Raw genomic sequence first — 15,146 nt, 5'->3', positions numbered from 1 at the left:
GTAAATCATTCAAAATACTTCCTTTCTTGAGGAGGTAAATCTTCTCTACCAATTAAAATATCATCAGTTGGAATTGAAGCAAGCTCCTGAAATACTTCTTTCCAGGTTTTAGGCATAGGTTGTAGAATCAAACCATTACCTAATTGTATAATACTTACTTCCTTAGTTTTAAATCTAAATTTTTTTGGCAATCGTACAGCTTGACTGTGACCATGCATAAAAACTTTTACTTTATTCATAAGCCCCCTATAACGTATATATATTATAGTATATGCTAATTTTTACCGTATACAATAAAAAATATTGCACCTTTAGATATTTAATTATATAAAGAATTCTTTAATAAGTTACTTAACTAAATTTTATGCTTCTAAAGAAAATTTTTAAAGATTATCGATTATTTGAAATATTAATTTTAGGGGTAATTAGCGGCATGCCTCTTGCTATAATTTTTTCTACGCTGGGAGTATGGCTTAAAGAGTCAGGAATTGACATTGCCGTTATCACTACTTTTGCAGTTGCCAGATTATCATATTCTTTAAAAGTATTTTGGTCGCCTTTAATTGATAGTTTTAAAGTGCCTTTGTTAAGTAAATTCGGTCACAGAAAAGGCTGGCTTATATTATGCAGTAGCCTAATCGCCCTAGTGTTAATTACTATGAGTAACGTTAAGCCGGCGGCTTCTTTAACTTTACTATATTTTTTAACGATAGCATTAGGATTTTTATCTGCCACATTTGATATTGCCGTTGATGCTCTTCGTATTGACAAGTTTGACCAAGAAACACAAAGTTTAGCGAGTGCAACTGCCGTACTCGGTTACCGAATCGGTATGCTTATTACCGGTGCCGGTGCTTTATATTTTGCAGAAATAACCGGTGATGATTGGCAAGCAACATTCCTTGGGATGGGCGTAATCTTTGCTATTGCAACGATTTTTATTATAACCGTTAGAGAAAAAGAACTAATACGAGAAACAATTAACATTATTTCCTTTGTGTCCTGGGTACACGCAGTAATTAATCCTTTTAAAGAATTTTTTACTCGAAAATTTGCGGTAATTATCCTCTTAGCGGTAATATTCTTTAAACTAGGCGATGCGATGCTTGGTGCTGTTGCCTCGCCCTTTTACATAGAACTAGGCTATACAAAAGGACAAATAGCCGTAATTGTTAAATTTTACGGACTGCTTGCAACGCTAATCGGCGGTTTTGCCGGCGGGATTGTAATGTATCGCCTTGGAAATTTCAAAGGGTTAATTATTACCGGCATAGCCCAAAGCCTTACACATTTTGCATTTATCTGGCTTAATCACCAAACGCCGTCTTTTGAAGCATTGCTAGTTGCTATTTCTGTAGAAAATTTCGCTTGTGCTATGGGAGCTACTGCATTAGTCGGCTATATCGGCAATTTATGTAATAAAAAATATTCTGCCACACAATATGCATTACTTAGTAGTGCCGCCTCTTTATGTAACAATACGGTCACTATTTATGCCGGCAAATTAGTAAATATACTCGGATGGGACGGTTTTTTTGTATTAACTATAATTTTAGCCTTGCCTGGACTTGCTATATTAGTTTATCTTAATAGAAAAGTATAGCTTCGAGTATTAAGGTCTAGATTTGAATTTTCGATGTCATTCTAGCTAAAGGCGAGCGTTGTTGTATGGATCGAAAAATGGCTTCAATGTCATACCGTGGCTTGACCACGGTATCCAGAAAAAACCTTGATAAAAAGACTGGATGCCGTGATCAAGTCACGGCATGACACCGTACACTTTGCAAAAATTCGAGCCAGGCAACAGCACAGGTACAAGCCACGGCATAACACCGGGTTGCTTTGCAAAAATTAACATTCACAAAAAAATCCTATGGTAAAAAAATCTTTATTACCTTTTATTGTTTTTATCGTAGCTTTTATTGCACCGATAAGCGAAGCAAAAAAAGCTATCAAAGTTTCGCCGAAACCCCCTATTCAAACTAGCTTAGTAGTTGACGCAAAAACCGGCAAGGTTTTACATGCTCAAAATGCTCAAATCAGAATTTATCCCGCTTCTCTAACAAAGCTTATGACTTTGTACTTAATGTTTGAAGCAATCGAAAACGGCAAATTATCTTTAAATAAAAAATTAGTCGTATCGGAAAAAGCAGCAAAAATGCCCCCGTGTAAACTTGGTTTAAAAGCCGGTGAGACTATTACCGTAAAAGAAGCAATTATAGCTTTAGTCGTGCAATCTTCTAATGATGTTGCAGTAACGGTAGCGGAGAATATGAAGGGTTCAGAAAAAGATTTTGCTCATCTAATGAATGTTCGTGCATATCAACTAGGCATGAAAGATACTTACTTTAAAAATGCTTCGGGTTGGCATGATCCTTTGCAAAAAACTACGGCAAGAGATATTGTTAAATTAGCATTGGCATTACAAAAAAATTATCCTTCATTCTATCCTTTATTTTCAAAAACCAGTTTTGTTTTTAGGGGTAATATTGTACACGGTCACAATAGAGTCACTAAAAATTATGCGGGTGCTAACGGGTTAAAAACCGGTTATCATACTCCTGCCGGTTTTAATTTAGTAACTACTGCCTCTAGAAACGGTAAATCTCTAATTGCCGTAGTTACCGGCGGCAAAACAGCAATTTCTCGAGATAAACAAATGATCGGATTATTAGACCGACATTTTAATGTCGCTCCATCTAAGCCTTCTATTAAGCTTGCTTCTAATAATAAAATTAAAGCTAAGAAATTAGGGAAGAAAAAAGTTATACGTGGTTAAAGCATCGTTACATGGCTCGAATTTTTGATGTCATTCCTGCGAATCGGTGTCGTTGCATGGCTTGATAAAAGCAGAAGTATGTCATTCCCGCGAAAGCGGGAATCTAGAAAAAACACTTAAAATAAACAAAATCATATAAAAATTTATTATATAATTCGCTTAAATATTTTCTGGATTCCTGCTTTCGCAGGAATGACATAGAGCACTTTTTTTGAGCCACGCAACAACGCCTTTTCAGTCGTTCGCAATGACGGATTTAGGCGTTTTTCGAGCCATGCAACAATTGCTGATCAAGTCACAACATAACGCTTTTAACCTTTTTCACAACAAATTCTTTATCTGCTCTTGCTGCAATTTTTCCTCTTGCTCCAATTTTTCTAAAAATTTCTTATAAAAATTATCCGTTACATATGTAAGTTCCATATCAACGCTAAACTCCGGAGCTTCAAGTATTATTGAACAACCATCATTAATAAAAGTAGCACTTTTATTTCCTTCCGGTTTTATGTCTTGTTTTACTAACATATATTTACTTGTTAAAGCGGTATAAAATTCTTCAAATTTATTTTTATCGATTGTTAAAATTACGGCTTCTACGATATTAAAATCGTTACATATTACTAAAGCCCGTGATATTTTTTCTAAATTAACGTCTTTGATATCTATAAAATAATTATATCCTTGCCAATAATTGGGTTCTTTTTTAGTAATTTTGTATTTTTTTATTATGTCATCTACCGTTGCTTTATTTAATTCAAGACTGATAGGAACAGGCATTGCATAAGAATTTATATAAAAAAATGTAACAAATAAAAAAAATACAAATTTTAAAAACATGTGGATAATATGTTTATTTTATGCACTTTAAATAACATATATATTATTAATTTTCAATTAAAAATTGCTTAAAAAATTTATAGGTGTAATTATATTAATGAAAAAATAAAATTTTAAAATATTATTATACCAATATAAAGCACATTTTGTATGCAAATCGGGTTGAATTAACTATAATTCCCATATAACGGATATTTAAAGTAAAAATTATTTGCTATTTTTATTAAGATTCAGTAGGTTCTCTGGGCGTTGTTGCATGACTCATAATTTACCGTATTATGGTTATTACAAGTATCGTGTCATACCGTGGCCCCTCTCACGGTATCCAGAAAAAACCTTAATAAAAAGACTGGATGCCGTGATCAAGGAACTAGAATGACATCGTACGCTTTGCAACATTTCGAGCCATGCAACAACGCCGGTTCTCTGACGGTTATAGACCATTTGATAGTTATTTTCGGCTTTTTTCATGATAATCTTTAGTATAGTTTTCTTTAAAACCATCTCCGTATTACTAAGCGTGGTGATAGGTTTTTTGGCAGGTAAATACTCAAATGTCGAGAAGGATAGTATTTCTTCTTTATTATTCTATTTTATCTCACCTATAGTATTTTTTACTATTCCTGCTAGTACTACCCTTACACTTTCTGCTCTAAGCGTTACGGTCGTAACGTTTGTCATTGCTACTTTGCTATCATTATTTTCTTATTATTTCTTCGGTAAATTCTGGCAAGATCATACCCGTAACATTATAGCATTATCGGCAGGCACGGCAAATGGCGGTTATTTTATGTTGCCTATAGCCGCTGCTCTCTTTGACGATTACACTTTAGGTATTTATATGATGGCGGTAATAGGCGTAAATATTTATGAATCTTCAGTTGGGTTTTATATTTGCATGCGAAGCTTTGCCAACACTACGGATAGTATTTTAAAAGTAATAAAACTTCCTATTTTAAACGCTTTTTTATTAGGATGTTTATTTAGTTTTTGCGGTCTTACTTTACCGGATTTTTTAGATGATTTTTTGTATAATATGAGAGGAGCTTTTTCTATACTCGGTATGGTTATGGTCGGTCTTGCTCTCTCAAGCATGCAAAAATTTGAGATCGATATAAAATTTACTCTAGCTACTTTTACGGCAAAATTTTTGTTTTATCCCATCGGGGTAGGAATTTTTATTTTGTTTGATCATTTTGTTACCAAATGGTATAATAATGATCATTATAATGCTTTAAAGCTGCTTTCTACGGCACCGCTTGCTGCAAATACTATAGTTATAGCTAATTTACAAAAATTTTATCCCGAGAAAGTTGCCGCTACAGTTTTTTTATCTCTACTTTTTGTAGTAATATATATGCCGACTATGGTAAGTATATTTTTAAATAATTTAAATTAACCTTTTAAACTATAGTAATATCGGTAGCACGAATGCAAATACATGCAATTAAAATTAACTCTTATATTAATTGGTTTTCTGCTCAATATGTCCCTTCTCATAAAATTTCTTATCTTGAATTCGGTAACCATGAAAACCCTAACGTAATAGTATGTGCACACGGGTTAACTAGAAACGCTCATGATTTCGATAAAATTGCCGAAGGGTTAAGTAATAATTTTAGAGTAATTTCTTTAAATTATCCGGGACGAGGTGAGAGCGAAAATTTTGAAATGAATAAACATTATAATTATCATGTCTATGTTAAAGATACGTTGCTTTTTTTTAAAAAGTTAAACATCAAAAAGCCGATTTGGCTCGGTAGCTCAATGGGCGGCATAATCGGTATGGTACTTGCAAGCAAATATAAAAATATTTTTAAAGCTATGATACTAAACGATATCGGTCCGTTTATTTCTTCAGCTCCTTTGGTTAAAATTGGCAAATATGCTAAAAAAACTGTTATTTTCGATGATTTAGATAGTGCAAAACAACATTTAAAGGTTATTTATTCTCAAATCGGCATTAATAACGAAGAAGATTGGAATTATCTAACTAAATATAGTGTTATCCCTACTCTCGGCGGAAAATATAAAATGAATTATGACCCCGGCATAGTTCACGGCATGTCAATTGATAATACTACCCCGAAAGATGTAAATATGTGGACGATATGGAAAAGAATAGTATGTAAATTATTAGTGATTCATGGAGTAAAATCTGATATTTTAACAAAATCTACTATTGAAGAGATGCAAAAAACAAAAAACTTTGACCTTTATGAAGTAAGCTATGCCGGTCATACTCCATCTTTAACGAATCTTGATCAAATTAATTATATAAAATCGTGGTTGGAGAAAATTTAATAGGTAATGTCACGCCATATAATCGTTTTCGTGCAGAAGATTAAAAGGCTCTTTATGTCATTCCCGCGAAAGCGGGAATCCAGCCCTTTTTTTGTCATGCTAAAATGAATTCAGAAAGTATTTTTCTGGATTCCCGCTTTGAGCTAGGAATGACATAGAAAAAACAAAATAATAAATACATATTATGAAAATTACAACAAAAGTATTAATAATAGGTTCAGGACCTGCGGGGCTGAGTAGTGCAATTTATACGGCAAGAGCAGCCTTAAAACCGATATTAATTCACGGCAACCAACCGGGCGGGCAGCTTACTATTACTACCGATGTTGAAAATTACCCGGGCTTTGCAGAAAGTGTGCAAGGACCGTGGCTTATGGAACAAATGACGCTGCAGGCAAAAAATGTCGGCACTGAGATTATAACCGATTACGTTGAAAAAGTTGATTTATCGAAAAACCCTTTTTCGATTTTTACCGGTTCAGGTACGGAATATGAAGCGGATAGTATAATTATTTGTACCGGTGCGGAAGCAAGGTGGCTTAATATTCCTTCGGAGAAAAAATTTCAAGGATTTGGCGTATCGGCTTGTGCTACTTGTGACGGATTTTTTTTCAAGAAACAGGAAGTAATAGTGGTCGGCGGAGGCAATAGTGCCGTTGAAGAAGCATTATATTTAACTAATCATGCAAGTAAAGTTACGGTAATACATCGCCGCAATAGTTTTAGAGCCGAAAAAATATTACAGGAAAGGTTATTTAAAAATCCCAAAATATCGGTAATTTGGGATCACGTCGCCCATGAAATAATCGGCAGTGAAAATCCTACTTCAGTCACTGGCGTAAAAATTCAAAATGTTCACACTAAAGAAGTAAGCTTAATTAATTGTAGCGGCGTATTTATAGCTATCGGTCACCAACCGAATACTAATTTATTCAAAGGACAAATTGCCATGGATAGTGACGGCTATATCATCACTAAACCGAACTCAACTAAGACTAGCATAGAAGGAGTCTTTGCTGCCGGCGACGTGCAAGATAAAATTTTTCGGCAAGCCGTTACTGCTGCAGGAACAGGCTGTATGGCTGCCCTTGAAGCAGAAAAATTTTTAAATAGGTAATGTTATTGTTATACCGGCAATAGATATAAACTTAAGGGATAATGCCTGAGGATGTCATTCTTGCATGGCATTGGCGTTGTTGCATGGCTCGAATTTTTGATGTCATTCCCGCGAAGGCGGGAATCTAGAGAATATTTAAACGAATTATATAGTAAATTTTTATATAATTTTGCCTATTTTAAGTGTTTTTTCTGGATTCCCGCCTTCGCGGGAATGACATATAGCACTTTTTTAGAACCACACAACAACGCCCGCAATATGAGAAATATAATTTGACAACTTGCCTTAGAAGATAACAAAAGCTAATTTTGAAAGTAAAAAAATATAAAATGGCACGCAATAAAATTAATCCTGAAGCAAACTCGAAAACAGTAAATCTTTTTAACAGCACTGAAGATAAGCTCCTACCTGTAGCTAGAACTTTACCGTCAAACGTGCAAGCCGAACAAATGCTACTCGGAGCAATTTTAACTAATCACAATTCTTTAAATTCCGTATCGGAATTTTTGCGGGTCGAACATTTCTTAGAACCTATTCATCAAAAAATCTATAATGCAATAGAAGTAATTACCGAGAAAGGCTTAATAGCCACTCCTATAACTCTGCGTAGCATGCTACACCAAGATGTTTTATTTCAAGAAATAGAAGGAGCCGAATATCTTACCAAGCTAGTAACCCTTGCGATGATGGTAATAAATCCTCTGGATTACGGCAAAATAATATATGATTTGGCGTTAAGGCGTAACTTAATCCAAATCGGTGAAGAAGTAGTAAATAACGCTTATAATGCTTCTTTAGATTTAGATGCACCACAGCAAATTGAACATGCAGAAGTCAAGCTTTATAATTTAGCCAGTGAAGGAATAAATGAAAAAAGCTTTATAAAAATAGGTACGCCTATTTCTGAGTCGTTAGCCAGCATTAACAGGGCTATGAAAAATGGCGATCACGTAATCGGTATATCTACCGGTTTGAGTGATTTAGATCAAACATTATCAGGGTTTCATAATTCAGATCTGATAATTCTTGCCGGTCGTCCTTCAATGGGTAAAACGGCATTTGCCGTAAATCTTGCTATTAATGCCTGCAAAGCAATGCAGTTAAAAAATACCAGACAACAAGAAGAAATGCAGTCCGTAGGTTTTTTCTCGTTGGAAATGTCTTCGGAACAACTTACTACACGTTTGCTGTCAATGCATACGGAAATTAATTCTTCTGCACTGCGTACCGGACATCTTAGCGAAGAGAATTATAATAATCTCCGCACTGAGGCGGCAAAATTATCTGAATTACCGTTTTTTATCGATGATAGTGCAGCTTTATCAATCTCTGCTATCCGTACACGTGCAAGGAAAATGAAGCGGAAACATAACCTCGGAATATTATTTATAGATTACTTACAATTAATTAGAGGAGTCAGTAAGTCTGAAAATAGAGTAGCCGAAATTTCAGAGATTACCCAAGGTTTAAAAGCTATAGCTAAAGAGTTAAATATACCGGTTATTGCTTTATCTCAGTTATCGAGAGCCGTGGAACTCAGAGAAGATAAAAGACCGATGTTATCAGACCTTAGAGAATCGGGAACGATTGAACAGGATTCGGATATAGTAATGTTTATTTACCGTGAAGAATATTATTTAACAAGAAAAGAACCGGATGTAGGTGATACAAAACACCTTGAATGGCAAGAGAAACTTAATAAAGTTTATAATATTGCCGATATTATAATAGCCAAACATCGTAACGGCAGAGTCGGCAATGTGCAGCTTCATTATGATAGTCAATATTCTAAATTCAGTAGTTTAGCAAAAAATCTTTAAGCACTGTTATTTAAACCTTGTATAATTATTTTTGCCAAGCGTACGGTGTCATGCCGTGGCTTGTACCCGTGTTGTTGTGCTATATGTCATTCCCGCGTAGGCGGGAATCCAGAAAAAATACTTAAAATAAGCAAAATTATATAAAAATTTACTATATAATTCGCTTAAATACTCTCTAGATTCCCGTTTTCACGGGAATGACATTGAAAGTAATTCTAACCGGCAACTTGCATTAAACTAATTTTCTTGCACAAATTTATTATTTGCTCACTATATTGTTGTTTATGTAAATATCGGCTTTTTAGTTTTAGCTTTTTAAAATCTTCTTCCGTTACCGGCAGTGCTTGACACACTTTATTAAATCTTCATCTAAAATAAAATGTTTGCGAGGGATATCTATTTGTTTTACTTGCTCTTCACGATAGCTTGCTAAAATTTGCATTTTAGCAATAAGCTCGCTTGATTCTTTACTAAATCTAACCTTTCGCCAAGCATCTTCAGGTTTAACAAAATAGTTTTTAATATTTAATAAATATTGCAATTGAGTATTATATTCTTTTATTAAATTATTTTCGGTAATTATCTTATATAGTTTTTTATAAATTACTTCTAAATATTCTACGTCCTGCATTGCATAATTTAACATCTCTTCTTTTATCGGACGTTTTAACCAATTGGCTTTTTGATAAGTTTTATCGATTTTTACATCATAAATTTTATAGCAAATATCATCATAGCTTAGTTGCTTACCGAAACCGCAAATATCGGCGGCAATTTGAATATCAAAGATATTACAAGGCAACACGCCGAATAAATAATAAAAAATCTCCAAATCTTCACGAGGAGCATGAAATAATTTAAGGATTTTATCGTTAATTAATATCTGATTAAAAGCGGCAAGGTCTAGGTTACTTAAACCGTCGATCATAGCACTATAACTTCCGGCTTTAACTTGAATAATACTCAACTTAGCATAATAAGTATTACGGCGTGAGAATTCCGTATCTATACTTATTATATCGATATTAGACAATCTAGTGCAAAACTCATCTAATATTTTTTGATTATCAATAATCAGCATAAATTTGGGAATTTATTAAGAATCGGTATTGCGTGAAACCGAGAGGATTTGAACCTCCGACCTAGCGATTAGGAATCGCTCGCTCTATCCAACTGAGCTACGGCTTCTTAGCCATATTTTATAACATAGGCAATAGAGTCAAACAAGGGATATTTGGTAATAATAAATATATTCGTTATTTTGCATATTTTATGCTTGCTTTTTAGTTAGTTGTTTTTTATATTCAAGTTTCGCTTATTATTTAAGTTAAGCGGGTGTAGCTCAGGGGTAGAGCACTACCTTGCCAAGGTCGAAGTCGAGGGTTCGAATCCCTTCACCCGCTCCATATCGTCGTATATTGAGCTTTTAATAAACTTAAATGCCTTAACCTTTAAAATCTCTAATTTTTCTTTTCTTCTATTTTTTTTAAATATATCTACTTATGAAATACAAGAATAAACGAAGTTCATATAGAAAAAAATTAAAAAAACAGTTTCAACCTTTTATAGACAAAAATTGGTTTAAATACTGTTATGAAGTTGATAAAGCTTATATTAAATATATAGAAAGGATATTTAATTCTAAGTTCTTACTAAGGTTTTCTGGCTTCATACTAGCTTTATATTGTATAGAAGGTTTATTATCTATAAAGTATTCTTTTCCTAAGTTTAAAATGTTTTTTCATTTAACATGTTTACGTATACTTTTATCACCATTCCGCACAACTTTTTTTAATCTCAAGTTATATTTAAAATTTAAAAATCCAAAAAATTATTTGAAAACTATAACTTTTTTACGTGATAAGCTCAATATAACTTTTCTGCGTATAATCGTTTTTTATCTCATTATATATTTTGTTACTAGGATATTAACTTTAGCTTTTATAAAAAATGTGGGAATAGATAGTAAAGTATTTGAAAATTATGAATTGGCAATATTTCTAGCTTTTATTATAGTTTTCTCTCTCCCAATAATATGTGCACATATTTCAATAAAAAATTATTTACAAACAATTAATATTAAGTGGATAAAATATAAACCTAGTATATTTTACATAAGTGGATATATTCCTATTTTATTTTTCTTCTTAGATGCTTTTATAAGTGCATTTCCTGAAATAAATATCTCAATGCAAGAAGAGTTAAAAAAATATACTATAGGATGCGAAATAAAAATTTTTATTGATATTTTATATTCAAAGCTTTTTATTAAATATTTATTTATAGCTTATATATTTCATTTTATAGGTCATTTAGTTAGCGAATATTTTGTAGATAAAAAATATATCGAAGAACATAATATTCTTATGAATAAATCTTAATCTATTTCCCCTTGCATAAAAACGATTCTAAAGCTATTTTTAACATACTAAAATTTAAAGTTATATAGAGGAAAATATGGCATCTAATGAAACTAATACAGCAAATAATAGCGATATAATAGAAATACAGGAAACGGAAGTCGTGCCTGTAGAACCGTCGCAACCTTTTTCGGGTTTGACTAGTTTAATCCCGATGGTATTAATTTTTGCAGTATTTTACTTCTTATTACTTCGCCCGCAAGAAAAACGTCGCCGTCAAAGAGAAAAGCTAGTTGGCGACGTGAAAAAAGGCGAAGAAGTTTTAACAAATAGCGGTATTTTCGGAACGGTCAGTAAAGTTAACGATACGGATAATAAAATTGAAGTTGAAATAGCCAAAGACGTTCATATTAAAATCTTAAAAAGTGCAATCGTTGATATCACCAGTCGCCCGAAGGAAATTAAAACCAACAAGAAAGATATTAATAAAAAAGATAAGAAGGTAATCAGTGCAAAATCTTCCTAAAGGGAAAATTTTTCTTTCTATTATATGTACAATAATCGCTATTATATGTGCTTTGCCTAATTTTACAGCGGTAAATTCTAAATTCTTACCTCATAATACGGTGAATTTAGGGCTTGATCTGCGAGGCGGAGCACATTTATTACTAGACGTAGATTTTGATAGCTATTTAAACGATTCAATGGAAAATTTAGCCGATACTTTACGAAAATCTTTTCGAGAAGATAAAATAGGTTATAAAAATCTTACAATTAGACAAAATACCCTGCAATTAGAATTACGTAATCCTGAAGAATTGAAGCTAGTCAAAAAAATCGTTAATAAAATTGATTCTGAAATTACTGTTAACTATGAAGATAATAAACTTAAGCTTAGCTATAGCGATACAAAATTAGGTCATCTTCTTAATGAAGTAGTCGATCAATCTATTGAGGTTGTTCGGATGCGGGTTGATAGCACCGGTACAAAAGAACCTACTTTGCATAGGCAAGGCGATAAACATATATTATTGCAAGTACCGGGCGAGGAAGACCCGACACACTTAAAAAATATCTTAGGCAAAACGGCAAAGCTAACTTTTCATTTAGTCGATGAAACGGCAAATATAGAAGAAGCAGTTAAGGGGCATGTGCCTAGCGGCTCGATTTTAGTGAAAGGAGAAAGCGAGAATCATCAAGAATATTATGTAGTTATCAAGAAAAAAGCTATTTTAGGCGGTGATCAACTGACTAATGCTTCAGCCTCTTTTAATCAAAATTCACAGCCGGTGGTGGCTTTTTCCTTTAATAATTTAGGTAGTAAATTATTTGGCGAAATAACTAAAAATAACGCCGGTAAACGTTTGGCTATCGTGCTGGATAATAAATTACTTAGTGCACCGGTAATAAATGAGCCAATCTTAGGTGGTAACGGCATTATTTCCGGTAATTTCACCGTCAAATCGGCAAATGAATTATCCTTATTACTTAGAGCCGGCTCACTCCCTGCCCCGCTAAAAATAATCGAAGAAAGAAGTATCGGTCCAAATCTCGGTGCTGATTCTATCGAAGCCGGTAAAAAAGCCGGGATTATCGGCTTTGTTGCCGTAGTAATATTTATGATTTGGTCATACGGCGTGTTAGGGCTGTTTGCTAATATTGCCTTAAGCATTGCAATGCTATATATTTTAGCATTATTGTCCCTCTTTCAGGCAACGTTAACGTTACCCGGGATTGCCGGCATAATATTAACGATCGGCATGGCAGTCGATGCTAACGTATTAATTTATGAAAGAATCAAAGAAGAGCTACGCAAAGGAGCTTCAAACCTTTATTCAATCAAAATAGGTTTTGAATCTGCTTTTGCGACTATTCTTGATTCTAATATTACGACCTTGATCGTCGCCTTTTTACTTTATATCTTTGGTGTCGGGGCAATAAAAGGCTTTGCGGTTACGCTAACAATCGGTATTATTTCTTCGATGTTCTCGGCAATTATTATTACCAAGCTATTAATAGATATTTGGGTTAAATATTATAAGCCTCGAAAATTAGGGTTGTGATTTATACTGTATAACTTGCAGGATTTGGGATGAAATTCGGCGTTGTTGCATGGATACCCTAAACGTCAAGGCGAGCGACTGAAAGCGTTGTTGCATGGATCAAAAAAAGTGCTGTATGTCATTCCCGCGAAGGCGGGAATCCAGAGAATATTTAAGCGAATTATATAGTAAAATTTTATATAATTTTGTTTATTTTAAGTGTTTTTTCTGGATTCCCGCCTTTAGCTAGAATGACATCAAAAACTCGATCCACGCAACAACGCCAAAAACAATACCAAAAGATGCGACAGCCTACACTTGCATAATCTTTTTTATCCACATTTTAATTCCTATCACTTTTCTCTAAAAGCCTTAAATGCCGTATCAGTTAGAGGATCAAGGAGATATTTTAAAAGCGTTCTGGTGCCGGTAACGATTTGTACTTCGGCTTGCATGCCGGGATGCAGCTCTAATTTCCTAGATTTAGCAATTTTATTGAACTCGTCCATATCAATTTCAATGCGAGCTATATAATAATTATCAGGTTGAGCGGGGTTTTGATTCCGATCTTGTACAATATCGGGTGAGATTTTCACTACTTTGCCGGTAAATAATGGCGTCGTTCTTGATTTAAACGCACTGAAGCGTATTTTAGCTACTAGCCCTTCATGCACGGCATCAATATTTTTTTGCGACACTTTCGCCTCTATTATTAAAGGATCATTAGTCGGCGAAATCTCTAAAATAGGTTGCCCCGGGCTGATAAAGCCACCGATTGTATGATAGTTTAAGACATTAATAACCCCGTCGACCGGTGATTTTATAATTATGCGACTAAGCGAATCGGTAAGGGAGGTAAATTTTTCTCTAAGATGTGCTACCTGTACTTGTGCTTCTCGAAGATCGGTTAATGTTTTTTCAGTATATTTATTTTGTAAATTTATGATACTAATTTCACTTTCGGTAATAGCATGCCTTGTGCCGGCAATCTCGGTATCTATTCCGGCAACTTCACTTCTGGAATTAGCTTCTTTTGCTTCCATTTCCAGCAAAGTTGCTTTTTGTACAAAACCTTTTTGCATTAAAATTTTCAAGGCTTTTAGGCGATCTTGTAATACTTCCGCTGTTTTTTTAGCGGCAACTTTTTTAGCCTCTAGCCCTTCAATTTTTTTCTCCAGCTGGGCAATTCTCTGATTTAGAGCATTTTTTTCTGACCTGTAGACTTCCTTTTTTGACCTAAATAAATTTTCTTGCGTATGAATTATTTTTGCCACTTTGGGAATATTTATATCTTCCATTAAAAACTCGGCAAATTCAATTTGTTCTAAATTATCCCGTTCGGCAATTAAACGATTTTCGGTAGCTAAAGCATTTCTATATTGATTTAAGATACTTTCATGTTCGCTCTTGATTCTAGTTTCATCAAGTTCGATTAATTTATCCCCGGCTTTAACTTTGTCACCTTGTGCCACAAAGATACCGGCAATAATTCCGCCTTCATGATGTTGAATTGTCTTTTTGTTGGTGCTAGGCATTACTATACCGACTGAAACGGCTCCGCTATCTAACGGTGCAAAGCTTGCCCACATGCCGCCTATTAAAACTAAGAAAATTATTACATAAACGCCAAAAATAATCGGTGACCTGGCAGTTTGCACCACATTATTACGATCCTTATCCGTTTTTCTGGTAATAAAATTAACGAATCTATCAAGTTTGATCAGTAAAAATTCTATTATTTTAGAAATTCCGGTAAGTATTTTATTGGATAATATTTTACGTTTGGAACCCTTGGCAAACATTGCATCACTTTTTAAAGACAATAATTGCTTTAATTGTTCCGGCGTAATTTGAGGCTTATTGTTTTTTGATTCTTGCATAATATTT

12 protein-coding genes, 2 tRNA genes and 1 pseudogene are annotated in these 15,146 nt (G+C 33.8%); 10 read left to right on the top strand and 5 right to left on the bottom strand.

What is annotated here, in order from left to right; genetic code table 11:
• Nucleotides 1–5: 5 nt before the first annotated feature.
• A complete protein-coding gene (locus AAGD48_RS02240; RefSeq protein WP_341790282.1) occupies nt 6–239 on the bottom strand; it encodes a type II toxin-antitoxin system VapB family antitoxin in 234 nt (77 codons plus the stop codon).
• A 125-nt stretch (nt 240–364) separates the two neighbouring features.
• On the opposite strand from AAGD48_RS02240, the gene AAGD48_RS02235 reads away from it, so the two are divergent.
• Nucleotides 365–1,603 (top strand): AmpG family muropeptide MFS transporter, encoded by a 1,239-nt coding sequence (locus AAGD48_RS02235; RefSeq protein WP_341790281.1) that lies wholly within the window; start codon nt 365–367, stop codon nt 1,601–1,603.
• A 270-nt stretch (nt 1,604–1,873) separates the two neighbouring features.
• A complete protein-coding gene (locus AAGD48_RS02230) occupies nt 1,874–2,779 on the top strand; it encodes a D-alanyl-D-alanine carboxypeptidase family protein (protein WP_341790280.1) in 906 nt (301 codons plus the stop codon).
• Nucleotides 2,780–3,100: 321 nt separating this feature from the next.
• On the opposite strand, the gene AAGD48_RS02225 is transcribed toward AAGD48_RS02230, so the two are convergent.
• The gene (locus tag AAGD48_RS02225; protein ID WP_341790279.1) at nt 3,101–3,616 is read right to left on the bottom strand and encodes a hypothetical protein; all 516 of its coding nucleotides are present in this window, start codon (nt 3,614–3,616) and stop codon (nt 3,101–3,103) included.
• Nucleotides 3,617–4,085: 469 nt separating this feature from the next.
• Between AAGD48_RS02225 and AAGD48_RS02220 the strand changes: the two genes are divergently transcribed.
• The 4 genes from AAGD48_RS02220 (at nt 4,086) to AAGD48_RS02205 (ending at nt 8,857) form a co-directional block, all read left to right on the top strand.
• Nucleotides 4,086–5,015 carry an AEC family transporter gene (locus AAGD48_RS02220; RefSeq protein WP_341790278.1) on the top strand — a complete coding sequence of 310 codons (930 nt, stop codon included), beginning with the start codon at nt 4,086–4,088 and terminating at the stop codon, nt 5,013–5,015.
• A 32-nt stretch (nt 5,016–5,047) separates the two neighbouring features.
• The gene (locus AAGD48_RS02215) at nt 5,048–5,920 is read left to right on the top strand and encodes an alpha/beta hydrolase (protein ID WP_341790277.1); all 873 of its coding nucleotides are present in this window, start codon (nt 5,048–5,050) and stop codon (nt 5,918–5,920) included.
• A gap of 184 nt (nt 5,921–6,104) precedes the next feature.
• On the top strand, nt 6,105–7,037 hold the full coding sequence (trxB, locus tag AAGD48_RS02210) for a thioredoxin-disulfide reductase (protein WP_341790276.1): 933 nt from the start codon (nt 6,105–6,107) through the stop codon (nt 7,035–7,037).
• Nucleotides 7,038–7,366: 329 nt separating this feature from the next.
• The gene (locus tag AAGD48_RS02205) at nt 7,367–8,857 is read left to right on the top strand and encodes a replicative DNA helicase (protein WP_341790703.1); all 1,491 of its coding nucleotides are present in this window, start codon (nt 7,367–7,369) and stop codon (nt 8,855–8,857) included.
• Nucleotides 8,858–9,072: 215 nt separating this feature from the next.
• Here AAGD48_RS02205 and AAGD48_RS02200 read toward each other — a convergent pair.
• A pseudogene (locus AAGD48_RS02200) lies at nt 9,073–9,938 on the bottom strand (ribonuclease D).
• Between the two features lie 33 nt (nt 9,939–9,971).
• Nucleotides 9,972–10,045: transfer RNA gene (locus AAGD48_RS02195), tRNA-Arg, on the bottom strand.
• A 143-nt stretch (nt 10,046–10,188) separates the two neighbouring features.
• Here AAGD48_RS02195 and AAGD48_RS02190 point away from each other — a divergent pair.
• From AAGD48_RS02190 to secD, 4 genes are all read left to right on the top strand, one after another.
• A tRNA-Gly gene (locus AAGD48_RS02190) sits at nt 10,189–10,263 on the top strand.
• Between the two features lie 96 nt (nt 10,264–10,359).
• Nucleotides 10,360–11,238 (top strand): hypothetical protein, encoded by an 879-nt coding sequence (locus AAGD48_RS02185; RefSeq protein ID WP_341790275.1) that lies wholly within the window; start codon nt 10,360–10,362, stop codon nt 11,236–11,238.
• A 76-nt stretch (nt 11,239–11,314) separates the two neighbouring features.
• A complete protein-coding gene (gene yajC / locus AAGD48_RS02180) occupies nt 11,315–11,743 on the top strand; it encodes a preprotein translocase subunit YajC (RefSeq protein ID WP_341790274.1) in 429 nt (142 codons plus the stop codon).
• Nucleotides 11,727–13,280 (top strand): protein translocase subunit SecD, encoded by a 1,554-nt coding sequence (gene secD, locus AAGD48_RS02175; protein WP_341790273.1) that lies wholly within the window; start codon nt 11,727–11,729, stop codon nt 13,278–13,280. The genes yajC and secD overlap by 17 nt, the downstream gene beginning before the upstream one ends.
• 332 nt (nt 13,281–13,612) lie before the next feature.
• On the opposite strand, the gene AAGD48_RS02170 is transcribed toward secD, so the two are convergent.
• Nucleotides 13,613–15,139, bottom strand: coding sequence for an HlyD family type I secretion periplasmic adaptor subunit (locus AAGD48_RS02170; RefSeq protein WP_341790272.1), 1,527 nt, complete (start codon nt 15,137–15,139; stop codon nt 13,613–13,615).
• Nucleotides 15,140–15,146: the final 7 nt, after the last annotated feature.

Origin of the sequence: Rickettsia endosymbiont of Polydrusus tereticollis, assembly GCF_964026385.1 — a bacterium.
Taxonomy (GTDB): Bacteria; Pseudomonadota; Alphaproteobacteria; order Rickettsiales; family Rickettsiaceae; genus Rickettsia.
The sequence above is the reverse complement of the archived record's forward strand: the minus strand, read 5'-3'. Positions and strand labels throughout refer to the sequence as shown.

Bases quoted from the DNA above. Each gene is read 5' to 3' on its own strand.
- AAGD48_RS02240 (WP_341790282.1), bottom strand. From the start codon at position 239: ATGAATAAAGTAAAAGTTTTTATGCATGGTCACAGTCAAGCTGTACGA.
- AAGD48_RS02235 (WP_341790281.1), top strand. From the start codon at position 365: ATGCTTCTAAAGAAAATTTTTAAAGATTATCGATTATTTGAAATATTA.
- AAGD48_RS02230 (WP_341790280.1), top strand. From the start codon at position 1,874: ATGGTAAAAAAATCTTTATTACCTTTTATTGTTTTTATCGTAGCTTTT.
- AAGD48_RS02225 (WP_341790279.1), bottom strand. From the start codon at position 3,616: ATGTTTTTAAAATTTGTATTTTTTTTATTTGTTACATTTTTTTATATA.
- AAGD48_RS02220 (WP_341790278.1), top strand. From the start codon at position 4,086: ATGATAATCTTTAGTATAGTTTTCTTTAAAACCATCTCCGTATTACTA.
- AAGD48_RS02215 (WP_341790277.1), top strand. From the start codon at position 5,048: ATGCAAATACATGCAATTAAAATTAACTCTTATATTAATTGGTTTTCT.
- trxB (WP_341790276.1), top strand. From the start codon at position 6,105: ATGAAAATTACAACAAAAGTATTAATAATAGGTTCAGGACCTGCGGGG.
- AAGD48_RS02205 (WP_341790703.1), top strand. From the start codon at position 7,367: ATGGCACGCAATAAAATTAATCCTGAAGCAAACTCGAAAACAGTAAAT.
- AAGD48_RS02185 (WP_341790275.1), top strand. From the start codon at position 10,360: ATGAAATACAAGAATAAACGAAGTTCATATAGAAAAAAATTAAAAAAA.
- yajC (WP_341790274.1), top strand. From the start codon at position 11,315: ATGGCATCTAATGAAACTAATACAGCAAATAATAGCGATATAATAGAA.
- AAGD48_RS02170 (WP_341790272.1), bottom strand. From the start codon at position 15,139: ATGCAAGAATCAAAAAACAATAAGCCTCAAATTACGCCGGAACAATTA.